The sequence below is a fragment of the Rhodopirellula sp. P2 genome (assembly GCF_028768465.1).
In the GTDB taxonomy this organism is placed as follows: domain Bacteria; phylum Planctomycetota; class Planctomycetia; order Pirellulales; family Pirellulaceae; genus Rhodopirellula.
The window spans coordinates 5,881,204-5,903,414 of the sequence record NZ_CP118225.1; the positions used below are offsets into that span (position 1 = coordinate 5,881,204).

General features: G+C 58.8%; 17 protein-coding genes. 5 read left to right on the top strand and 12 right to left on the bottom strand.

The features are described 5' to 3' along the window. The first annotated feature begins 4 nt into the window (after positions 1-4). Positions 5-1,324: an NRAMP family divalent metal transporter gene (locus PSR62_RS20680; RefSeq protein WP_274404887.1), complete on the top strand. Its 1,320-nt coding sequence runs from the start codon at positions 5-7 to the stop codon at positions 1,322-1,324. A gap of 49 nt (positions 1,325-1,373) precedes the next feature. On the opposite strand, the gene PSR62_RS20685 is transcribed toward PSR62_RS20680, so the two are convergent. From PSR62_RS20685 to fliP, 7 genes are all read right to left on the bottom strand, one after another. Continuing rightward, the gene (locus PSR62_RS20685) at positions 1,374-2,714 is read right to left on the bottom strand and encodes a hypothetical protein (protein ID WP_274404888.1); all 1,341 of its coding nucleotides are present in this window, start codon (positions 2,712-2,714) and stop codon (positions 1,374-1,376) included. A 328-nt stretch (positions 2,715-3,042) separates the two neighbouring features. Then, complete coding sequence (locus PSR62_RS20690) at positions 3,043-3,537, bottom strand: hypothetical protein (RefSeq protein WP_274404889.1); 495 nt, start codon at positions 3,535-3,537, stop codon at positions 3,043-3,045. Between the two features lie 121 nt (positions 3,538-3,658). Then, positions 3,659-4,360 carry a DUF2461 domain-containing protein gene (locus PSR62_RS20695; protein ID WP_274404890.1) on the bottom strand — a complete coding sequence of 234 codons (702 nt, stop codon included), beginning with the start codon at positions 4,358-4,360 and terminating at the stop codon, positions 3,659-3,661. A 5-nt stretch (positions 4,361-4,365) separates the two neighbouring features. Further along, positions 4,366-5,448, bottom strand: a complete 1,083-nt coding sequence (locus PSR62_RS20700) for an EscU/YscU/HrcU family type III secretion system export apparatus switch protein (protein WP_274404891.1) — start codon at positions 5,446-5,448, stop codon at positions 4,366-4,368. After that, positions 5,441-6,235 carry a flagellar biosynthetic protein FliR gene (locus tag PSR62_RS20705; protein WP_274404892.1) on the bottom strand — a complete coding sequence of 265 codons (795 nt, stop codon included), beginning with the start codon at positions 6,233-6,235 and terminating at the stop codon, positions 5,441-5,443. The genes PSR62_RS20700 and PSR62_RS20705 overlap by 8 nt, the downstream gene beginning before the upstream one ends. A gap of 2 nt (positions 6,236-6,237) precedes the next feature. Beyond that, complete coding sequence (gene fliQ, locus PSR62_RS20710) at positions 6,238-6,504, bottom strand: flagellar biosynthesis protein FliQ (RefSeq protein ID WP_274404893.1); 267 nt, start codon at positions 6,502-6,504, stop codon at positions 6,238-6,240. 6 nt (positions 6,505-6,510) lie between these two features. Further along, a complete protein-coding gene (fliP, locus tag PSR62_RS20715; protein WP_274408271.1) occupies positions 6,511-7,500 on the bottom strand; it encodes a flagellar type III secretion system pore protein FliP in 990 nt (329 codons plus the stop codon). A gap of 402 nt (positions 7,501-7,902) precedes the next feature. Here fliP and PSR62_RS20720 point away from each other — a divergent pair, with 402 nt between their 5' ends. Then, entirely contained in the window at positions 7,903-9,285 is a 1,383-nt protein-coding gene (locus PSR62_RS20720; RefSeq protein ID WP_274404894.1) for an EF-hand domain-containing protein, read from the top strand. A gap of 40 nt (positions 9,286-9,325) precedes the next feature. Here the strand turns inward: PSR62_RS20720 and PSR62_RS20725 are convergent, their stop codons facing one another. Continuing rightward, positions 9,326-9,988, bottom strand: a complete 663-nt coding sequence (locus tag PSR62_RS20725) for a PilZ domain-containing protein (RefSeq protein WP_274404895.1) — start codon at positions 9,986-9,988, stop codon at positions 9,326-9,328. A 235-nt stretch (positions 9,989-10,223) separates the two neighbouring features. Between PSR62_RS20725 and PSR62_RS20730 the strand changes: the two genes are divergently transcribed. Together PSR62_RS20730 and PSR62_RS20735 are read left to right on the top strand one after the other, a co-directional pair. Continuing rightward, positions 10,224-12,188, top strand: coding sequence for a hypothetical protein (locus PSR62_RS20730; RefSeq protein WP_274404896.1), 1,965 nt, complete (start codon positions 10,224-10,226; stop codon positions 12,186-12,188). 109 nt (positions 12,189-12,297) lie between these two features. Beyond that, positions 12,298-13,527 (top strand): polysaccharide biosynthesis/export family protein, encoded by a 1,230-nt coding sequence (locus PSR62_RS20735; protein ID WP_274404897.1) that lies wholly within the window; start codon positions 12,298-12,300, stop codon positions 13,525-13,527. A 105-nt stretch (positions 13,528-13,632) separates the two neighbouring features. Here PSR62_RS20735 and PSR62_RS20740 read toward each other — a convergent pair whose 3' ends face one another. Continuing rightward, positions 13,633-15,429: a hypothetical protein gene (locus PSR62_RS20740; RefSeq protein WP_274404898.1), complete on the bottom strand. Its 1,797-nt coding sequence runs from the start codon at positions 15,427-15,429 to the stop codon at positions 13,633-13,635. Beyond that, on the bottom strand, positions 15,426-16,478 hold the full coding sequence (locus PSR62_RS20745) for an ABC transporter ATP-binding protein (RefSeq protein WP_274404899.1): 1,053 nt from the start codon (positions 16,476-16,478) through the stop codon (positions 15,426-15,428). Before PSR62_RS20745 ends, PSR62_RS20740 begins: the two co-directional genes overlap by 4 nt. Positions 16,479-16,531: 53 nt before the next feature. On the opposite strand from PSR62_RS20745, the gene PSR62_RS20750 reads away from it, so the two are divergent. Then, the gene (locus PSR62_RS20750) at positions 16,532-17,821 is read left to right on the top strand and encodes an MFS transporter (protein ID WP_274404900.1); all 1,290 of its coding nucleotides are present in this window, start codon (positions 16,532-16,534) and stop codon (positions 17,819-17,821) included. A 132-nt stretch (positions 17,822-17,953) separates the two neighbouring features. Here PSR62_RS20750 and PSR62_RS20755 read toward each other — a convergent pair whose 3' ends face one another. Together PSR62_RS20755 and PSR62_RS20760 are read right to left on the bottom strand one after the other, a co-directional pair. Next, positions 17,954-18,931: an ROK family protein gene (locus tag PSR62_RS20755; protein WP_274408272.1), complete on the bottom strand. Its 978-nt coding sequence runs from the start codon at positions 18,929-18,931 to the stop codon at positions 17,954-17,956. Between the two features lie 107 nt (positions 18,932-19,038). After that, the gene (locus PSR62_RS20760; RefSeq protein WP_274404901.1) at positions 19,039-22,146 is read right to left on the bottom strand and encodes a valine--tRNA ligase; all 3,108 of its coding nucleotides are present in this window, start codon (positions 22,144-22,146) and stop codon (positions 19,039-19,041) included. Positions 22,147-22,211 lie beyond the last annotated feature (65 nt).

Below are 22,211 nucleotides of genomic sequence, written 5' to 3' on the forward strand. Positions count from 1 at the left end.
CATTGTGACACAGCCGGTAGCAGTAAACGAGAGTGGTTGGAAACGATATCGACGAATTGGCCCCGCGATTGTGGTCGCGGCCGTCGTTCTCGGCCCCGGAAGCATCGTCAGCGCCAGCCGCGTGGCCTGCGGCGAAGGCTTCGATCTGCTGTGGATCGTCCCCTTGGCGGGCATTTTAATGATCGGAATGACCGCTGCCTCGATGACCATCGGCGTTTGCAAAGAAAAAACTCTGTGCGGCTTGGTCGCCGATCGTTTTGGACGCTGGGCCGCGTGGGTCGTCGGATTGTCGCTGCTGATCGCGATCACGTTGTTCCAAGCCTCCAACAACAACGCGATGTGGATGGCCGTCAGTGGTTTCATTGGCCACGAAACAGTGGACAAATGGTCAACGCTCGGCCGAGCTTCGGGATTGCTGCTGTTCAACGGAGCCATCATTGCCTTGGTGTGGTTGGGCCGCCGAGATCTGTATCGCTGGATCGAACGAGCGATGGCGTTCCTCGTCGGTGCAATGGTGCTCTCGTTTGGAGCCAGCATGTTTGCATCGGCACCGGATTGGAGCGAAGTCATCGGCGGACTGATCCCCAGTTTGCCGACCCCGGACGCGACAAGCACGCTGCCGACCGAAGCCGAAGCGGTGGCCAGTTCCGACAACGCCTCGATCGCCTGGATGAGCATGGCAGCGCTCGTCGCGACCACGTTCTCCGTTGCGGGAGCGTTTTACCAGTCCTACCAAGTCAAAGAAAAAGGCTGGAAGCGAGCCAACCTCTCGACCGGTTTGGTCGACGTGTTTGTGGGCATTTCTTCCTTGGCCCTGATCACGGGAATGATCTACGTCACCGCTGCAACCGCCCTGCACGGCAACATCGCCCCCCAGGATCTGACCGACGCCTCCGTCGTCGCCTTGTCCCTCGAACCGCTGTTCGGATCCTGGGCCCGGATTGTCTTCTCCATCGGAATCTTCGCGGGTGCGGCCAGTTCATTCCTGGTCAACGCGTTGATCGGCGGTGTCGTCTTCTGCGACGCGATCGGAACCGATTGTCGAGTTTCCTCTCAACCGGTCCGACGAGCCACCATCGCGGCCCTGCTGGCGGGCTGGGCGGTTGCCAGCCTGGCGGCGCTCACCAACGTGGACCTGGTCAGCTTCATCGTCATCGCCCAGTCCCTGACGGTGCTTTGCTTTCCTTTGCTGGCCGGCGTGATCGTTTGGCAATTGCACACCTTGGACCGCCACGATGTCGCCTGGCCCATCCGAGTGCTGGCCTGGATCGGCTTGGCCGTCGTGATTGCCCTGTCCCTGAAAACGCTCAGCGGGTTGATTTGAGCGTGATCGCAAAAATCGGTGGCAACCGAGCGGAAACCGGGCAACCGACTCAGTGAAGCGCCGCGGCAAACACCTTCGAAATCTGAGCCTGTTGGTCCGGTGTGATCCAGCGCAAATCGATTGCCACACCGTCGTCGGAAGGTTCCACCAACAAACACGTGTCCCCCTTGGTCAATCGCTCGACGATGACCGCGGGGCTGGCCGTGTTGACTCGCACCAGCACCTGCCGAGAGGGCAACCGACCGGTGTCGAGAGGCATCGACGCGGGCTCCTGCGTGACCGTCGCCGACGTCACGCCGTCCACCCCTGACAACTGCGTCGCCAATCGCTCCGCTCGGTCTTGCAAATTGCTTTCGCCGGCGGAGATCAACCGGTCCACAGGCAATCCACTGTCACAGGCCAGTAGCGCCGCCGCGTTCAACATCGCGACCATCGCATCGGGTGCCTGCAACATCGAAACACGCGGGTCTTCGTCCCAGGCCTTCATCCATTCGGAGCGTCCGATCAGCATGCCCATGCCAGGCGTTCCGGTCAGAACCCCGCCGCCCATCAAGACGGCATCGGCCCCCGCCTTGATCAACGCCGCAGCACTGCCGCTGTTTTCCGATGAGGCCCCCAACAGCCGAGTCGAGGGTGCCACCACAACTTCCGAAACATGGTGCTTGCGTCGCGTTTCCGTATCGAGCGTGCAGCATGCTTTCGGCAACCGCACCAACGTCGTGGTTCGCTGACCGCCAAACGATCGACTGGGACAGCCCCCCATCGCGCCGACCAAGTCAGCTTCCGTGAAGCCCTCCGCTGTGCCCACTTCGCGGACCGAGCCTCCGGTCCAACGTTGCAGTTCATCGGCCAAGCACGCGGAACTGCCCGCTTGCAGCGGCACGGCACAACACCGCGGCACGAGAATCCGTCCCGATCGCCGGCCGCATTGTCCGAGCAAGCTCAAACCTGCATCAAATGAATTGACCACCAGGACTTGCACTTCGGTGCCACTGGCGTCGGATAAAAATCGTTCGACCGGTTGGGTGCGGCGCTGTCCCACAGGCAGAACGCAGTCGCCCATCAGATACGGCGCCGCAGCGGCCATCACGGCTGCGTCCACGGCCACGCCGCTTCCCAGTTCGTGCGTCAGATTCCCTGATCCATTGATCAGAGTGTGGGGACGCTGAAAGGACGCTGCTGAAGACCACGCGTCGCGAAAGGGTCCCGCCCCGGCTTCGGCTTGCTTGAGGATCGAATCGACCTTTTCGCGAGCGACCCGAGGCAGTTCCTCGACCAATTTCGTGGCTTGGTCCTTGAGGTTCTGAGCGGTTTCCGGATCGGTCGCTTGCCGAGCCAGATCCGCCACACCACGTCGCAACAAATCCACCGTCCAGGGAGGCAGTGCCATCAGAAATCGTTTTCAATAGGAGGAGAAGACCAGTCCAAAACCGTCCTCTCCATCATCCTCCACCCCACCTCAACACGCAAGAAAGGATTTCCGGCCGCGAATGGTCGCCACGACACGAACCTCTCCGATCGAAAAGCAACTGGGTCGAAACGCAGCTTGCACATCGATTCACGCGGGACTCGAATCGCACCAGGCTTTCGCACTCATGGCGTATCCGGCGACTTCGCGATGCAGATCACGCTGATTGCCATCGTCGCACGGGACAACATCCCTCCGAAACAATCTCCCTGACAAACAGGGGACCACGGCCTGATTCGTCCCAGTGAGATCAGGGGCGTTGTTGACCCAGGAAGTCGTTGACGTTGGCGACTCGTTCTTCGGGGCCCGTTTCAGCTTTGGGAGCACCGAACATCGAACTGAAGAACCCAGGCGAATCGGACTTTTCAGTCGCTGTCGACTGGGTACCAGCTCCGGCGAACATGTTCATCGGATTCAGACGAGCTGGATTGAATGTTTCTTTGGTTCGCTGCCAAGACGCTGACGCGGTGTTTTTCACATCCGTCATCAAGCCGTCTTTGCGTTCCACAATCCGATTTTGATCGTCGTCCGGAACCAGAAAGGATGGCATGCGAAAGCTGGGAGCCTTCGGCATCGAGGGCATCTTCCAGTTCGCTGGGTTGAGTGTTTGAGCCATCTTGGAGAAAGCTCCTGGCTCAGCGTCTTGCGCAGACGCCGACGTGGCAACCAGAAACTGGCTGCCGACAAACAAACAAACACAGACCGTGAGTCGATGCGAAAAAGGCGACATTTTAAAACGGGGCATTGAGAACGCTCCACGTGCTACGATTCGGAAATTCAACGTTGGATCAGCTATCGCCTTTCCGCCAGAACCGCCGCAAGCCCAGTTTCCGATTCCACTTCCCAAAAAGTGTGACAAAACGGAATCAATAAGGCACCTCGACCGCGTCGCACAAGAAACGCATGAACGGCCTGGCATCTCGAATCAATTGCGTGATCCGAGCCACCGAGTCCTTGGCGGTGATCTCTTTGGGGGCCAACGTGGCGATGCCGATGAAGTCGATCCGCCGCAAGTCCTCAATCATCGGATGGTCGCGGTCGTAGTCGCGTGGGGACGTCTTCAGCCGGTCCCCGCCCAACTCAAACGAGGTCCGAAAGGACTTGGCATCGCGAGCCCGTCGCCAAGCTTTGGGATCCTCCGCGAGGGCGGCTCGAATCGCCGCCAGTGTCTCACGTTGCGGTCGCCACACCCCCATCCCCACAAAGCATTCCTCCGCGGACAAATGAACGTAGCCGCCGGGCGCATGAATGTCGTCGGACACCGTGCCGGTGAAGCACGCGTCATGTCGCAGAGAGATCCCCACGTTGGTCTTGTACGGCGTCTTGTCCTTGCTGAACCGCGTGTCGCGGTGGATCCGCATCAGCGATCCACCCTGGGTTTTGTCGATCACGCGCAGCATCGGTGCCGATCGTTTCAGCGGAACGGCCAGTTGCCGAATCAGCTCGAATGCCGGTTGCCGAACATCAGCTTCGTAACGGGCCTTGTTTTCAGCGAACCACTCCCGGTTGTTGTTGTCCGTGAGATCTTCGAGGAACTGAAACAACTCGGGTTGGATCGGAGACGTCATGAGGATCAGGCTGCGGTTGCTTGAGGAACTTTCTTGCCTTGCATTTGATACACGTACCGCAAGATTTCTGCCACGGCTTGGTATTGCTCGGCCGGGACCTCTTGGCCCACATCGACCAGCTTATAGAGAGCCTGAGCCAGCTCCTTTCGTTCCACCACCGGAATGCTATTTTCCAAAGCCAATCGCCGGATCCGCTGTGCGATCATGCCAGCGCCTTTGGCCACCACGATGGGCGCCGGCATCGTCAACGGATCGTACTTGATCGCGATCGCGAGTTCCGTTGGATTGCTGGCCACCACGTCGGCCTTGGGAACTTCCGTGCCGAGTTGCCCCATCGCCAATTGACGAGCGACCTGCCGACGACGTGCCGCGACTTGTGGGTCCGCCTCCGTGTCCTTCATTTCATCGCGAACTTCTTGGTCTGTCATCATCAAGTCTTGTTCTGTCTTCCACCACTGGTAGACGTATTCAATCAGCGCCAACACGAACAACCCCACACCGATCCACAACGACACCCCGAACAAGGTGTCAAACATCGACTTGGCCAATTGCGGCACGGACAACGACGCCATCGAGATCACGTCGCCATGGTGTGCTCGCAGTGCCAAGTAAGCGATGCCACCAATGATGCCGACTTTGAACATCCCGAACACCAATCGCATCACGCCCTGCAGGGATAGAATCCGTTTGGCTCCGGACATCGGGCTGATGTTGCTCAGCTTGGGCATCAACTTTTCAGTCGACAGCAACAACCCTGACTGAAAGACGTTGATCAACACGCCACCGATGAACATCAAAATCATCATCGGAACGGCAGCCATCGCCAGTCGTTGCGAGATCTGCAAGATGTACTGCGTGGCATCTTGGTTGGTCATGGGCGCCAACTTGGTTTGACCGAGGGCATGCTCAATGCCTCCCGCCAAATAAGCCGCCATGTTTCCGCCGATGGCGTACAGGGCCCAGATCGCAGCCAGCAGCAGAGTCGCCGACGTCAGGTCTTGGCTTTTCGCGATCTGGCCTTTTTCGCGAGCCTGCCTGCGTTTGCGTTCTGACGCTGAGTGTTTCTTATCTCCACCGGAATCAGACATCAGGCGTCGTCCAAATCGCGGACAATCGCTCGACGTTCGCCGTCAAGTCTTCTTGGAACATCCAGGCGACCGAACCGATGGTCAAAGCCGTGACCACCAGCATCGCCAGGGCGTTGATCGACAACCCAATCGCCAACACGTTGATCTGCGGCAATGTCCGACTGATCAAACCGGTCACCAGGTTCGCCAGCAACAACGCCGCGATCACCGGTCCGGCCACGCGAACGCCACTCGCCATCGAATTGCCCATCACCACAATCACGGCGTCCATCATCGAATCCGTGAACCGCACGTTGCCCGGTGGAATGTGCTGAAAGCTTTCGACCAGCAAACGCAGCACCACTCGGTGGCCTCCGGTGATCAACATCACGGTTGTGACCAACATCCCGACCATTCGCGCCAACGCCGGCATGCTGCTGGAGGTCGTCGGGTCCACCGAATCACCGAGCTGCATGCCGCCGGTGCTGGTGATCGCTTCGCCAGCCAGTTGCAACCCGGTGATCACCATTTGAGTGGTCGCACCGATCAGCATTCCGATCAACGCTTCGCGACCGATCGCAACGGCCAGTTCAGGCAAGTTTTCGATCGTTGGCATCGAAGGATGGTCACACTGGGCCGCCAAGGTCGGCATCAGGATCGCCGTCAGAACCAGTGCCAGCAAAGCTCGGATCCGTTTGGGAACCCCCACACCGATCGCGGGCATCGCCATCAGCAACATGCCCAAGCGAGTCAGCACGAGTGTGCCGAGCACCAGATGACTGAAAATCAAATCAACGAAGGCTTGCATCGCTACAAACCACCTGCGTCTTCAAAGACGTGCCGAGTGAACTCAACCATCCGCGACATCAACCACGGCAAACAAGCGATCAAGACCGCAGCCATGGCCATGATTTTCGGAACGAATGAAACCGTTTGATCTTGGATTTGCGTGAGCGCCTGGATCAGCCCGATGACCAGTCCGGCGAGCATGCCGACCGCCAACATCGGCAGCGCCAAAATCACGGCGGCCAACAAAGCCTCACGAACCAAATCAATTGCATCGGAAGATTCAAACATATTGCACTATCCCATGGTTCCGAAGCTGTTCATCAACATCTCGACCACCAATCGCCAACCATCCACCAACACAAACAACAACAGTTTGAATGGCAACGCGATCACGGCGGGAGGCAACATCAGCATCCCCATCGAGATCGTGACGCTGGCAACCACCAAGTCGACGATCAAAAAGGGCAGGTAAATTTGAAAGCCCATCAAGAACGAGGTCTTCAGTTCGCTCAAGATGAACGCGGGCAAAAGGACTCGCAGGGGCACGTCATCAAACGTGCTGGGCACGACCGCGTCGGGATCCATGTAGCCATAAAACAACACCACGTCGTCTTCGTTGCGAGCTTCCCGGATTTGCCAGGACATGAATTCGCGAATTGGAATGGCGCCCTTTTCGAACGCCTCTTCCAACGTCATCTCAACTTCTGGATCGGTGTAGGGTTTGATTGCATCGTCGTAGACCCGCGTCCAAACGGGGGCCATCACGAACAGCGTCATGAACAAAGCCACGCTCGTCATCACTTGGCTGGGGGGCAGGGACTGCAGACCAATCGCCTGTCGCAACAACCCGAGCACGATGATGATGCGAACGTAGCACGTCGTCATCAACAAAATCGCGGGGGCCAATGACAGCACCGTGAGCAGCAGCATGACTTGCAAACTGCCAGCCAATCCCTCGGGGCTGGTCCACTGATCCGGGCCACCCGCAATGAAGTCGAGCGGTGTGCGGTCAGAGGGTTCGGATTCTTCGAGGTTTTCAGGGCCGCCAAAGAATTCGAGCGGAGTTCGCTCCAGCACTTCGGGGTCGGAAACCGTCGCTTTGCTGGGCAAAGGATCGTTGGGGCGAACGATGCTGGGTTCGGATTGCTGTGCCGAGACGTTGGAGCCCCCACCGAAAACGCAGACAATCAGAAACGCCTTGGCCAACCACCACTGAACAGGGGCGATCCGGTCGCGTTCGTTCACTCGAAGACAATTCAGTCGGGCAAACACAGCCAAAGCCACGGGAAAATGGAGAGCACCCAGGTTCGCCGAGCCCCACGCTCGACCGTTCCGAGTCGCGACTTTAGAAGAATTTGGCATTTCACCGAAAGTCAGATTCTGGCCCTGATTGTCTCCCCGGAGTTCCTGGGGGGTGAAAGCTTGTTTTGTGTCGTGATTCCGTGCCCAGATCCGTTCCCAGGATTGCCCATTCCCCACGAACCAGCCCATTTCAAACTAAAAGCCGTCCGTGGGCGGGAAAAGAAGCGTTCCAGGCGATTCGGAACGCCCAGAATCGAAACTTTTCGGATGCCAGAGGGTTGAAACGATGTAGGCTGGAAACCAATCCGATTCCGCTGATCGTGAATCGGATTTTGGCGTCCAACGCTCTCTTTTCTCGCTTCGTCTCGTCATTCAGACATTGCCATGCTCACGAGCCCATTCTCCATCCGATTGCTGCTCATCCCTGCCCTCGCCGTGCTGATGTCGTTGCCGACATTGGCCCAGCCCCCTGGACGGGGAGGTCCTGGCGGCGGTGAAGCGGGAGGCGACCGAGGTGGCCGTGGTGGTGGTGATCGCGGCGGCGGCGATCGCGGTGGTCGCGGAGGCGGCGACCGAGGTGGAGGCGGTGAGCGCGGTGGTGGCGGCCGCGGTGGTCCTGGTGGCGGCTTCGACCCCAGCAGCATGTTGTCGCGTCTGGATCGCAATGGAAACGGCACCTTGGACCCCGACGAGCAAGAAGGCCCCGCTGGATTCCTGATCCAACGCCTGGCATCGACTGACTCCAGCATCAAAGTGGGTTCGCCCATTCCCCTGTCCAAATTCAGCAGCGCCTTTGACAAGATGCGAAAAGAACGTGAGGGCGGTGGTGACTCACGCGGCAACGACGACCGCCGAGGCGGCAGCAGTGGTTCCACCGACGAAATGGAACTGGAGATGCTGGTCCCCGGATTTGGCTTGGAAGTCGACCCGGTCTTGGTGCCCGGTTTTGGTCCCGCCGCTGAGATCATGGCGACCCCGACCACCGAAGAAGACCGCAAAAGCGCTCGCGAAACCTTGGGACGCTACGATCGCAACAAAGACGGCCAGCTTGGGAAAGATGAAATTTCGAGCCGGTTCTGGGGCAACCCCATGGACTTTGACCGCAACGGCGATGGCAAGCTCTCGGAAATGGAACTGGCAACCCGCCAAGCGGTTCGTCGAGGCAATGAAGAAGCGTCGCGCGACAATCGTCGTGATGACCGCGGCAGCAGCAACGATGAAAATCGCGTTCCGGTCGAAGTCGACTTCGGCGGCCGCAAATCGTACCGGGTTCAAGAAGCCGGGATGGCGGAGGGGATGCCGAGTTTCTTCGCTCAACGCGACCTCAATCGCGACGGCCAGGTGTCAATGAATGAGTACACCAGTGAATGGACCCCTGATCGGATCCAAGAATTCTATCGCTGGGATCAAAACCAAGACGGCGTGATCACTCAATCCGAAGTTCGCCAAGGTGTGAACGACGGTGCCGTTGCAACGGATGCACCCACGGGACGTGCCCTCGCGGGATCCACATCCCCAAGCGGTGCAAGCTCCAGTGCCAGCGGCTCCTCCAGTTCGCCCGCGGCGGACGGCCCGCCGCCGTCGGAAAAACAACTGAAATACGCGGCGACCATCATCGGACGCTACGACAAAAACAACGACGGGGCGCTCACGGCAACCGAATGGAAGTCGATGTTGCTCAGCCCTGCCGGAGCAGACGCCAACGGCGATGGCCGTGTCACCGTGCAAGAATACGCACAGCAAATGTCCAACCGCTCGAAACGCTGAGGCTGAAACGGTTGGAGTTCAACTGACGACGACGGCCGAATCAAACCAAAATTTGGTTCAACTCGTCGTTGATGGCTCGAGCCGAACGCAGGTTCTGGAACACGCACCCGCATTCGCACCGGTCGTCTTCCGTGCGACGCAACCAGATCACGGTCACGGTCCCGCTCACGCCCGAGGGCGTGCTGATCAGCAATCGTTCGGATGGGTCCACGTGACCGAGCAACGTGATTCGCATGCCCGATGCGGAACAATCTTCCAGCACCACATCGTCGACGTCAGGCTTGCCGTGTGCTCGACGGACTTGCACGGGCATTCCGACCTGCATTCGTTCCTCTTCCCGACGTGTGATCAAGCCACCGTCCACCATTTGGTCGATCAGATTGGGAGCGATCGGGCGTCGAAAACGGAATCCAAAGGTGTTGGATCCAACCGAAGTCTGCTGGTTCCAGCACAGGCGTCCAGCAACTTCCAATTCGATTCCCAACGTCGGCGCTTGAATCCGAAGCACCGCGATCGTGACATTGGAATCTTCTCCCAGCTTCGCTCGCACGGCGCAGCCACCTTGGCTGAGATCCGCTAATTGACATTCATATTCTTTGACGATGTCGTCACGAAGAATCACCACCACTGCCTGCAACTGATCACGATGCTTGGCATGGAAGCGATCACTGGCTCGGTTTTGGCCGTTTACATCACGCGTCATGAGAATTCGAAGAGGGTTAGAGAATCATGGGGGCAGAATCATCTGTGAAACCCTACGTCATGAAACCCCTGGGGGGGGCAAAATTCGCATTCTCCGTGAACTTGTAACGATTTTGCCGCTTGTCCCACCGCTGCAACTGTTGTGATTCGATCGGAAGGCAAAATCATCACAACCGGACCGAGAGACCGCCCGATGACATGGGTGTCGAACATCATCCCGCTGTTGATCGAGTCTTATGTTGCGTCCCCTCCGTCATCGGTTTGTCCCCGCGAATTGCCGTGCTCACGGTGCGCAGCGACGGCGTGCCCGGATGCTCGCGATGTTTGGGTTGGCCCCGCTGACCTTGTTGGCTTCGCCCGCTTTTGCTCAGACCACTCGCACCAACCAGTTCGTGACGGGGCCTCCAGCCACTTCCTATGAAGCCATCTCCGCCTCGCCGGAGGTCGCCACCGCTCGATTGATGCTGCCGCAATCGGACTCGTCGTTGGTCAAACAACCCGCCTCCGAAATGCCGGTTGAGCTCGGGATGCCACCGACAGCATCCCGACCAGCGGAAACCGCCGGATTCACTGGCCACGCTCCAGTCGGCCCAAACCCGAACAGCTTCGAAAGCTTCCAACCCGCAGGGCTGGAGACGGCCAACGCGTCCCAGCAACACTCGGGTCATTCCGAAACCCAACCGATGCTGGGCCAACCCACACTGGGTCAACCCACGCTGGCACCAGACGCACTGCGAATCGCGATGCGTCCTGCCGACCGCTCTCAAGCAACCGACACTTGGGCAGCAGAACGAGCACCAGCCTCCCCGGTTGGAAACGCGAGACCGCAACGCCTGCCCGCCGCCGGACCTTCGTCCAACGAGATGGGGCAATCCACTGCTGTGCCGCAACCACGCCCGGGATCCGTCGGTCAGAATCCCGTCAACCAACGCTTCATGGATGCGATCGCGAAACGCCGAACCGCGGAACGCGCCCGTGCCCCCGTCACTCCACCGGCCGCCGCATCCGGGATGTACTTGGCGACTCAAACCGCAAAATCCAAACTGGACGAAGCCTGGACACACTTCCAACAAGCCGAACTGGAGTACAGTTCCGCGGCCTACGCGTCGGCCGAAACCTCGGCTTGGAAGACACTGCACTTGGCCGCCGAAGCCATCGACTTGCACGATCAGCACACACGCTCTCGGTCCGCCATTGAATCAGGCCAAGGCATCGCGGCAGCCCCTTCTCGCTCCGCGGTTCAGCGACTGCAATCTGGACGCAATGCCTTGAACGAAGCTCAAGACTTTGTCGGGCCCTATGCGACCAGTGCCCCGGAATCCATCGCCCGCTTGGCTCGTTCCCACCGCACCCCCGTCGTTCGCGAAGGTCTACCTCGTCGCGGCCGAAACGCAGACAGCGCTTCGCATCCCAAGTCGCCGTCCGCCCCCAAAGACAACCTGGGGTGGTACACCGAGATGTTGGTCGAAAGCTCCGAGGGTGGAACGTCGACCATTCCCAAGGCAACCGAAGCCATCGATCGGTACCTCGATTTGGCTCGCATGGAACTCAGTGAAGTGGCAGGCAAAAGTCTGCTGGCCGCTCAAGCCATGGATCTCCTCGCCGCCATTCGACTTGGTCGTGGCGAGGCATCGCAGTTGCCCGGTCCATCCGCGATCTGTTTGCGAAGAGCGGCCGTGCAGGGTCAGAGCAACAACCCGGACCTCGTCGCCAAACTGGGACTCCACTTGGCCGATGTCGGCTTGGTCGAGGAAGCCAGTTGGGCACTTCAGCATTCACTGACGCTGCGTTACGACCCTCAAGTGTTGAGCAAACTCAACCAACTGCAAGCCATGACGCCTTCGGCCACCACGGTCATGAAGGGGGCTCCTATCCAATCGCAAGTCCAAACCCGACGCACGCCTGACGTCGTCACGATGACCCCCGAACAATTCGCTTCGGTCTCTCGGAGCGTCATCCCGGGACAGGGACGTCAGATGCAAACCGCCATGGGATCCACCCCCGCCAGAAACGTTGCGGGAACCTCTTCGGTCGAAGCACAACCGGCCAGCTATCGATTGACGAACACCCCGCCAGCCACGGCAGCTTTGGGACAAACCAATTCGAATCCCCAACCGAACTCGACTGGACCTTCCGATCCTCCCGAACCACCGACGCGAAACAGTTCCCGTTTCTTGCCTCAACTCAAAAAGTGGTGGTAAGACCATGAGATTGATTCTCGCTCCGTCATTGCTCATGTCATCTCCGACCTCGTCGTCTCATTGCGCATCATCGTGGCTCAGAAACAGCACCCGGTGGATCGCTGCGGGGATGCTGGTCGCTTGGTCGTTGTTGCATCTCCCCTGCGTCCAAGCACAGGTTCAATCGGGTGAGTTGCTGCCAGCAACCAACGCTCATCGCGTTCCAGTTCCGACTCTGACAACCGTCCCCCACGCTTCCACCTATGGTCCCTGCGAATCCTGTGGCACGCATTTGATACAAACGATGGATGGTTACGGGTGCCCCAAGTGCATGCTGGGCGTCGACTGCGCCACCGCATGTGGCAGCGAGGCTCGTTGGCAAGACATGAAGCCCATGGACTTCGACAAGTATGGACCGGGTGGCTACACCGGCCCGGCTCGCATGCGTCATTTGGCGAAATACCATGTTCGGCCTGGTGACCAACTGCAAATGGTGTACTTGGTCACACGCCGGCAGAGTGCGGGTCAGTACCGGTTGATGCCCGGTGACCAAGTTTCCATCGAATCCATCGCGGACGAAGACCTGGACCGAGGAACGCTGGACAGCGGATTGCTGATTCAACCGGACGGAACCATCACGGTGCGTCTGCTCGGACAAATCCAAGCGGCCGGATTGACGGTGACGGGACTGCGTGAGTTGTTGGAACGCGAATACAAGGCGTTCTACGATGACCCCGCCATTGATGTCACTCCTGTTCGCACCAACACCTTGGCGGAAGACATCCGCGCCGCAGTTGGTGGACTGGGTGGGTTCACCGCGCAAGCGATCACGACCACGGTCATGCCCGATGGGCACGTGCGACTGCCAGGAATCGGGCAAGTCAGCGTGCAAGGCTTCACACTGGAACAACTCAAACGCGAAGTCAATCTTCGCTACGCAGAAGTCGTGGTGGGATTGGAAGTCGAACCCATTCTGACGCAACAAGCACCTCACTTTGTGTACGTGCTCGGACAAGTCGGCCAACCGGGGCGTCTGGAAATCACCACCCCCACCACCGTGCTCGGCGCAATCGCTTCTTCTGGCGGACACTTGCCCGACGGCAACCTGCGTCAAGTCATCGTGTTCCGAAGAGCTGAAGATTGGCGACTGATCAGCACCATGCTGGACCTCAACGGGGCCATTCGCGGAAAACGCCCCACGCCTGCCGACGAAATCTGGGTCCGCGATGGCGATGTGATCGTGATCCCCGATCGACCGATCACTGTCTTCGGTGACTTTGTGCGTCAAGTCTTCACCGAAGGCGTCTACGGCATCGTTCCCTTTGGCGGATTCTCCATCACCCAAGACGTCGGGAATTAATCGCTTCTAGCTTCTAGCTTCTAGCTTCTAGCTTCTAGCTTCTAGCTTCTAGCTCGTGCTCGTGCTCGTGCTCGTGCTCGTGCTCGTGCTCGTGCTCGTGCTCCCCTACTCAGGTGGCGTGTCGATCAGCGGGTCGAATCGGTTCCAGCATCGCACCAAGACCCAGCCGGCCAACGCAGCGACGCTCCAAACGGCGAACAGGGTCCCTGCAAAGGCAGCGGGCCCCACCCAGAACGATGGCAACAGCCGTTCGCACATCATCACGTAGCTGATCAGCCCGATCGGAGCGATGGCCAGCATCACCCCTTTCCAAAGGAAGGTGATCTTGGCCCGGATCACCATCGCGATGCCTTGAGCATGCACGTGATGCGGGAACGCCAAGAACAGTGCGTTCTCAACGGCGAAGGTCACGACAGCAAGTGACGGCAGTGCCATGAACAACCAAATCGTTTGCCATTTCGGTGGGGCCGCGATCCAAGCTCCCAGTGCCAGCGTGATCCACTGAAACAACACCGTGATCGCGACCGGCACGCTGAGCATGCCCACGCACATCGCTACATTTCCCAGCGGCAACGAACGGACCAAGAACATGCGTTTCAAATCACGACGAAAGTCAATCTGCAGCGCCGGCGGAGCCAGCAGCAACGAACTGAGCGCAATCCCGCCAATCACAAACACCCACTGCTTGGTCGTTTGATCCGTCAACAACGGCGAGAGAGAAAGCGCCATTGGGATCGCGAAACTGACGATCACATTGGGCAGGTAGCGACGAACGCATTGCAATTGCCGGACCACCAATCCCGACATCCCACCAGCGCGTTCCGGCAACCATCTGGCCAAGGCATCCCCAAATCGTTGAATCCAGGTGACTTGCAGCGACCGCGAGAGGTCATCCAGCGCCGCCGATCTTCCTTGGATCACGTTGCTTTCCAGCCATCGCAATCGTTGCCGTTCGGTTTCAATCCGGCGATCGGTCGACCAAGCATCCACGCGGACCAGTGTCTCCGCCAACACCAAAATGACGGCGACCGCGAGCATTGTCATCAATGCCAACGAGATCGGTGGTGCCAGCGAGCCAAACAACAACCACGGTTCGGCCGATGCCACCGAGGCGGCCGGCAACAAAGCGAACGCCATGATCTGAATCCAAGTCGATCCCGCGTAGTTCCCCACTTCGGACATCGCCGACAACACATAAATCACAGGGTCACTGCCCGGCGGTGTGGATTGCCAAATTTGAACGCCGAGCTGGAACACCATCGCCAACCCAACCACCACACTGATCGTGCAACCAAGTCGTCTTTCGCTGGGTCGCAGTGCATCGATGCCGTGGGTGATCACGCGGCGTATCAATTCCAATGCGATCAGCGCCAAACAGACTCCTGCCAACAACAGCGGCAGAAATTCCGCGTCTCGCCAGAGCACCACGCCAAGCAGAGCCGTCTTGGCAAGCGCCGACGGAATCGCTGACATCGCTTCTCGCAGCACCATCGTGCGGCGAGAGACCGGGCCACCGCCCAACCACAATCGGTCGGCATCCGTCCAGGTTTCCGCGTCGGGTTCCAGCGATGGCTTGGCCCACAAATGTTTGACGGTGTGATACATCGCGTACAACACCATCCCACCGGACAACCACAATCGCAGTTGTTCCGGGTCGTTGGCTTCGCGACGGGACAGCAGTGTCAGTCCGGCCAACAGATACAGGGACATGAACGCGATGGACAGGAACGATGCAATCGCTTGGCGAGGCGAAAACATCCGCTTCCAAAATCGCTTCACGCGAAAACGGATCTGGGCCCGCGACAAGTATCGCAATCCATCGAGCGAATGGTCAGGGAACAACCAGTCCCCCAGACCGTTCGTCTGGACAACGCGTTCCGAAGTGTACCCAGATGCACTCATGACACGTTGGTCACGGACGATGGGGGAACCGCGTTTGTGGGCAGGGGACGGATCGGTGCTCCGACGGATCTCGGTTCCAGGTTTGTCGGTTCCAAGTTTGGAGACGCGGTCATGACCAGGGTGTCGCCTGCATCGCTCCCCTCCGTCTTGGCAGCCGGCTTCATCGCGGCGAAGAACGCTTCTTCCAGTGAGTTCGTTTCCGGAAACTCGTTTCGCAACCCGGCGGTTGTCCCGTGATATCGGACCAGACCATTTTGCAGCAACCAAACTTGGTCGCACACATCGCCGATCATCGCCAACAAATGGCTGCTGACAATCACCGTGCGGCCACTGCGAACAAACTCTCGCACCGATTCCAACAACACGCGGATGCCGGGCGGATCGAGCCCCGTCAAAGGTTCGTCCAACAACAGAACTTGAGGTTGGATCAGGTAGGCGCACGCGACCGCCAATTTTTGCCGCATGCCTCGCGACAGAGAGGTGACCATCGCGTCGTATTTGCTGAGCAATTCAAATCGCTGCAGCAGATCAATGGCCGTGCGTCGGTGATCTTCGATCTGGTACAACCGGGCGATGAAGTCCAGGTGTTCGCCCACCGTCAGGTCGTCAAACAATGGCGGATCGTCCGGCACGTACGCAATTGTTCTTTTGTGACGCACGGGGTCGGAATCGGGTGAAAATCCGTTGATTCGGATCTCACCAGCAGTGGCCGGCAACAGCCCCGCCATGCACCGCAAGGTCGTCGTTTTGCCCGCTCCATTGGGGCCGACCAATCCGCAGACCACCCCAGCAGGGATCGACACCGTCACGTCCTTGACGGCAATCGTATCGTCATAAAGCTTTTGTAAATGAATCAGCTCGATCATCGGCCGGTGCCAGGTCAGGGAAGAATGCCTCTGGTTGACGCTACCCCACGCAGAGCGTCCCCGTGGTGAACCTTCGTCCTGGAACTGGTCTCGTTTCCCGCCTTGGGACCGACTGTGCGTTTTGGCGCGATTACGAACGTCTTTGCCGTCGTCGCGGTGTTCCAGTGCAGGCTGCTCGTCCATCGGGGATCCAGCCCCATGACCTACCCTGAATCGTCCACTCCCGTTGCTTTTGAATGTCATTGAATTCCTCCCGACCGATCTCCTCGCCGTATGCTTCCGTCGTCGTCGACGCGGGTCAGCCAGCGCCGACGGCTGGACGTTCCGCCTGGGAACCGTTGCGGCAACCCATGTTCCGCATGTTCTGGCTCGCCTCCCTGGCGTCCAATTTGGGGACCTGGATCCACGAGGTCGGTGCCGGGTGGTTGATGACGACCCTGGACGCGACCCCCGAAATGGTCGCCGCCGTTCGAACCTCCATGGCGTTGCCGATTGTGTTTTTGGCGATCCCCGCCGGTGTGGTCGCAGATCGAATTGACAAACGTCACCTGCTGATCGGTACCCAATCGATCCTGCTGTTCATCACCGCGATGCTGGCGGTCAGCACCGCCACCGGTGTCATCACCGCCTGGGGGCTGCTCGCGATGACCTTCGTGATTGGACTGGGAATGGTGGTGCACGTTCCGACCTGGCAATCCGCCATCCCGGAACTGGTTCCACGCTGGCAAATCAGCCGCGCCGTGGGATTGGGCAGCATCAGCTTCAACCTCGCTCGCGCCGTCGGGCCAGCAATCGGAGGCGTCCTGATCGCCGTGCTCGGGATCTGGAGCACGTTCGCGATCAACGCCATTTCCTTCGCCGGTGTGCTGACGGTCTTGATCCGTTGGAAACGCCACACGACCGAAACCAGTCGTGGTCGATCGTTCCTTTCCTCCATGCGACAAGGCGTGCGTTATGTGATTTGGAAACGAACGATGCGTCACGTGATGTTGGGGGTGGTCCTGTTTGTGCTGCCCGGCAGTGCTCTGTGGTCGTTGATGCCGCTGTACGCCAAGACCGCGCTGGGCTGGGGAGCCCAAGGGTTTGGAATCTTGGTCGCGATGGTTGGAATCGGCGCCGTCATTGGAGCCTCCATGTTGCCGCGTGTTCGCTCGCACCTGGGGTCTGACCGAACGATTGCCGCTGCGATGACGTTGTACGCGATCGGCATGCTGACTTTGAGCACCGAGCCCGCTTGGCCGATCCTATTGTTGGCCACGCTGCTGATGGGATGCGGTTGGATGGCGACCCTCACCACCTTGAACGCCACCGCCCAAATCACGTTGCCGAGTCGCTTGCGAGCCCGGGGCATGGGCTGCTACCTGACGATGATGGCCGGCTCCATGTCCCTCGGATCATTCATTTGGGGACAAACCGCCGGGGCCATCGGCATGCCAGGCGCGATGCTGGCATCCGGAATCACCATGATCCTGACCGCCCTGATCAGCCTGCTGTTTCCCCTCGCCGCATCGCTCGATGACGCCTAACGCCGAAGACGTTGAGCAACGCGCAACGTAGGCCAGGTCTTACCTGGCAAGGGGTGAAACGCCGCGACTACCGACGCTCGCGAAAGAACGCCGCTCGCGGATCGTTTCATTGCAGCAGCGAAAAAACGCCAATCACTCCGGCGGTTGCGGGTAGGTCTTCTTCGCCCAGGCGGCGGCGCCGAGCACTCCGGCGTCGTCACCCAGTTTGGCAGGTTTGACCTCAAAGCGATCTTTGTAGACCGGCATCACACATTCGCGAGCCGTCTTGCGGACGGTGCTGACAATCAGGTCTTCCATCGCTTCGACCAAACCACCGCCCAAAATGATGGTGTCAGGGCAGAGCAGATTGACGACGTTGGCGACCCCATACCCAATCGTGACGCTGGCAGATTCAACCAACGCTTTGATGGCTTTGTCACCGTTGTTGATCGAATCCGCCAAAGCACCGCTACGGATATCGGCCAGGTCCGTCCCGGTGTCCTTGAGCAACGCGGGGGCTTCCCCTCGATACGCGGTTTTGGCCGCTTCCGAAGCGATTGTCAAACGACTGGCTTCCGCTTCCAAGGTCCCCGTCATGCTGCTGCCGCTCAGACGCGTGCCGCTGCTGACTCGTGTGTGCCCGATCTCCATGCAGGAGATTCCGGCACCATGCAGAATCTGACCCTCGTAGACGCAGCCGCCGCCGATGCCCGTTCCTGGGAACACGCCCACTGCACAACGACTGCCCTTCGCCGCACCAAACAGAAACTCGCCGTACACGCCCGCGTCCACGTCGTTGAGAACGGTCGCGGGACAATCAAATTTTTTCTCCAAGAACGATTGGATATCGACGTCATCCCAACCCAAGTTGGGCGTCATCAAAATCCGCCCCTTCTTCAAATCGATTGGCCCCGGGCATCCAATCCCAATGCCAGCGATTCGGTCAACGTCCAACTCATTCTCATCAAGCAAGCGTTGAATCGTCGAACCAATCCGAGCGATGCCACTGTCAGACCCTTCCCGACCGCGAGTCTTGCGGCGGCGGCGTCCGAGTTCTTTGAATTCGTGGTCGTAAGCAACAGCCAGCATTTTGGTGCCGCCGAGATCAAAACCGATCCAGATGTCTTTCAAGGGAAATTCCATGGGTTGATTGTAAAAGGCGACAGAAACACGAACGGTTTCGACCCTCGGACGACGCAAAGAAGTGTTGTCCGACGATCCAATCCCATCCGCCTGCGTTACTTTTTCGCTTTCAATTTCAAAATGTCTTTGGCAACGGCTTCCAGTTGCGTTTGCAAACCAGCCAATGACTCGCGTTCCTTTTGAACAATATCGGCTGGAGCCCGGCTGACAAAGCTTTCGTTTGAAAGTTTGTTTTGCTTGCCCGTGATTTGCCCCGTTAGTTGCCCCTGAAGTTTTTCCAGGCGAGCTAACTCGGCTTCCACATCGATGAATTTCTCCAAATCCACGTGAACATCCACGTCCACGTCGGGTAGCGCCAGGTGAGCATCGGTCTCGAAGGCCGCCGTGGCGGGGCCGATCGATTGCACCTCCGCCCCTGCCAACGCTTCGAAGTACGCCGTCATCGGTTGCAGCAACTCTTTCGACGACTCACTGCAACGAATCGCAGCGGGAACCGTCTCTTTGGGAGCAATGTTTTGGCTCGCTCGGATCTGACGAATGGCAGCCACGATCTGCTGGAACTCGCTGAACTGACGTTCGATCTGCGAATCATGATGTGACTCGTCGGCCACGGGGAAACTGGCCGTCATCACAAACGGGCCGACTTCCACTGGTTCAGGAACACCGCGTTTGGGTGCGATCTGGCCCAGATGGCTCCACACCGATTCGGTCACGAACGGCATGATCGGGTGCAACAACCGCAGCAACTGATCCAAACCATGTGCGATCACGTTCTGTGCGATCTGACGCTGGGAAGCATCCGACAACCGAGGCTTGGCGATCTCCACATAGAAACTGCAGAACTCGTCCCAAGCAAAATCGTACAACACGCGAGCGGCTTCCCCGAACTGGTAACGCTCAATCGCGTCGCCAACGGTTTGCGTCACCGTTGACAACCGCGACAGCAACCAGCGGTCCTCGATGGGCAAGGAGGCCACATCCAGCGACGTGGGCTCGAAACCATCCAGGTTCATCATCACGAATCGTGACGCGTTCCAAAGTTTGTTCACGAAGTTACGAGCCGTCTCAAATCGCTCGCTCACCACCGCCGCTTTTGGCAACGCCTTGTCAGCCTCGGTTTCTGCCCACTGGGTCGAGAAAGGTTTGCCGCACGCGGGGCAATCCATCGACGGCAGCGCTCGGTTCTTCTTCGTTTGATCGATCAGCTTTTCGCACGACGGGCACTCGTACTGGACCGGCATCCGCACGTCTTGCGTTTCCGTGGCCAAACGAGCCAAACCGAAACGCAACGCGTCGGGACCGAATTTGTCGATCACATCGATCGGGTCCACCCCGTTGCCTTTGGATTTGCTCATCGTCTCGCCGAGTCCATCCAAAATTTTCGGGTGAATGAACACTTCGCGGAATGGAACCTCGCCCACATTGTTCAGTCCCATCAACACCATTCGAGCCACCCACAATGTCAGGATGTCTCGCGACGTGATCAGCGTGGATGTGGGATAGAACTTGGCGAGCTCTGGAGTTTGGGCGGGCCAACCCAGCGTGCTGTGCGGCCACAGAGCGGAACTGAACCAGGTGTCCAGCACATCGGGGTCTTGCTGCAATCCCAACGATTCCACGTCGGCTTCCACCGTTTCGTCTTCACTGCGGATGCAAACGAAGACCGCCTTGGTGGGTTCACCCGAGTCATCCACTCCGTCCGAATCGATCCGCTGGGAGATTTGTTCGGGATGCCGTTCGGCCAACTTCTCCAGATCGCTGGAAAGCTCGTTGGCTTGGGTTTGCGACAGACCACCCTTGGACCAGATCGGAATTCGGTGTCCCCACCACAATTGCCGACTGACGGGCCAATCGCGTTTTTCACTCAGCCAATCCAAATAACCCTTGCGATAACGAGCCGGGAAAATCTGCACCCGTTCATCGCTGACCGCGTCCATGGCGGACTGAGCCAGTTCATCCATCGCCACGAACCACTGATCGGCCAAGTAAGGCTCGATGGGTGTCTTGCTGCGATCGCTGTGTGGCAATTCGATGTCGCGGTCGTCGATGTCGCCCATCAACCCCAATTCCTCCAGCGCAGCGACCACAGCCTTGCGAGCTTTTGGAATCGTCAGGCCAGCAAACTGGCCGCCTTCGCCGTTGAGCGTGCCATCCGAATTCAGGATGTTGATCATCGGCAGGTCTTGCCGGATCCCCACCTCGTAATCGTTTGGATCGTGCGCGGGCGTGATCTTCACGCAACCGCTTCCCATCTCGGGCTTGGCCCACTCGTCGGCCACCAAATCAATTTCGCGATCGACCAGCGGCAACTTCAACTTGCGACCATCAGCCGCCATGTCGCGAAGCTGAATCAGTTCTGGCAAACGATCCTCGCGACGTTGCTGCAACGCCTCGAGTTGCTTGTTCAGTTCCGCGGTTTCCTTCTCGTTGGCCGTTCCCAACTTCTCACGCAGGTCAGCCTCCATCGCATCCAGGGCTGCGGCGGGATCAGGGTGCACGGCCACCGCGGTGTCACCCAGCATCGTTTCGGGACGCGTCGTCGCGATCGTCACGAACTCGGGTTCTCCCGGCTTCGGATCGATCACCGGGTAACGGAAGTGATAGAAGTGACCTTTCTTGGTCTCGTTGAAAACCTCGTCGTCGCTGACCGCGGTCTGCAAGAACGTGTCCCAGTTCACCAACCGCTTGCCACGGTAAATGCGACGTTTGCCGAACAAGTCAAAGAAGGTGGCTCGCACGGCAGCGGCACAAACCGGATCGAGCGTGAATCGCAATCGTTCCCAGTCACAACTCGTGCCCATCCGTTTGAGCTGGCCCAAGATGCGTTCTTCGTACTGGTCCTTCCATTGCCAAATCCGCTCGACCAAGGCTTCGCGGCCGAGGTCATGCCGCGTCTTGTTCTCCTGTTCTTTCAGGCGTCGTTCCACCACCGCTTGCGTCGCGATCCCGGCGTGATCAGTTCCTGGCATCCACAGCGTCTCAAACCCTTGCATCCGTTTGCGGCGAACCACGATGTCTTGCAAGGTGTTGTTCAGCCCGTGCCCCAGGTGCAAAGCACCGGTCACATTGGGCGGCGGAATCACCACCGAAAACGGAGGCTTGCTGGATTCTGGATCAGCGTGTGAACACTTGGCATCAGCCCACGCCTGAGCGATTTTGTCGGCTTCTTCGGCGTGTTCGAATCGAGTTGGAATTTCGGACATGAAAACAAAACGTCAACGGAGGTGGTTTGGATTGGCGGCGAACATCCAGGTCGCGCCGCTGGAAT

What these genes read in the sequence shown, in the direction of transcription:
- PSR62_RS20685 (WP_274404888.1), bottom strand. Translation starts at nt 2,714, where the DNA reads ATGGCACTGCCTCCCTGGACGGTGGATTTGTTGCGACGTGGTGTGGCG.
- PSR62_RS20690 (WP_274404889.1), bottom strand. Translation starts at nt 3,537, where the DNA reads ATGCCCCGTTTTAAAATGTCGCCTTTTTCGCATCGACTCACGGTCTGT.
- PSR62_RS20695 (WP_274404890.1), bottom strand. Translation starts at nt 4,360, where the DNA reads ATGACGTCTCCGATCCAACCCGAGTTGTTTCAGTTCCTCGAAGATCTC.
- PSR62_RS20700 (WP_274404891.1), bottom strand. Translation starts at nt 5,448, where the DNA reads ATGTCTGATTCCGGTGGAGATAAGAAACACTCAGCGTCAGAACGCAAA.
- PSR62_RS20705 (WP_274404892.1), bottom strand. Translation starts at nt 6,235, where the DNA reads ATGCAAGCCTTCGTTGATTTGATTTTCAGTCATCTGGTGCTCGGCACA.
- fliQ (WP_274404893.1), bottom strand. Translation starts at nt 6,504, where the DNA reads ATGTTTGAATCTTCCGATGCAATTGATTTGGTTCGTGAGGCTTTGTTG.
- PSR62_RS20720 (WP_274404894.1), top strand. Translation starts at nt 7,903, where the DNA reads ATGCTCACGAGCCCATTCTCCATCCGATTGCTGCTCATCCCTGCCCTC.
- PSR62_RS20725 (WP_274404895.1), bottom strand. Translation starts at nt 9,988, where the DNA reads ATGACGCGTGATGTAAACGGCCAAAACCGAGCCAGTGATCGCTTCCAT.
- PSR62_RS20730 (WP_274404896.1), top strand. Translation starts at nt 10,224, where the DNA reads ATGTTGCGTCCCCTCCGTCATCGGTTTGTCCCCGCGAATTGCCGTGCT.
- PSR62_RS20735 (WP_274404897.1), top strand. Translation starts at nt 12,298, where the DNA reads ATGCTGGTCGCTTGGTCGTTGTTGCATCTCCCCTGCGTCCAAGCACAG.
- PSR62_RS20740 (WP_274404898.1), bottom strand. Translation starts at nt 15,429, where the DNA reads ATGAGTGCATCTGGGTACACTTCGGAACGCGTTGTCCAGACGAACGGT.
- PSR62_RS20745 (WP_274404899.1), bottom strand. Translation starts at nt 16,478, where the DNA reads ATGGACGAGCAGCCTGCACTGGAACACCGCGACGACGGCAAAGACGTT.
- PSR62_RS20750 (WP_274404900.1), top strand. Translation starts at nt 16,532, where the DNA reads ATGTCATTGAATTCCTCCCGACCGATCTCCTCGCCGTATGCTTCCGTC.
- PSR62_RS20760 (WP_274404901.1), bottom strand. Translation starts at nt 22,146, where the DNA reads ATGTCCGAAATTCCAACTCGATTCGAACACGCCGAAGAAGCCGACAAA.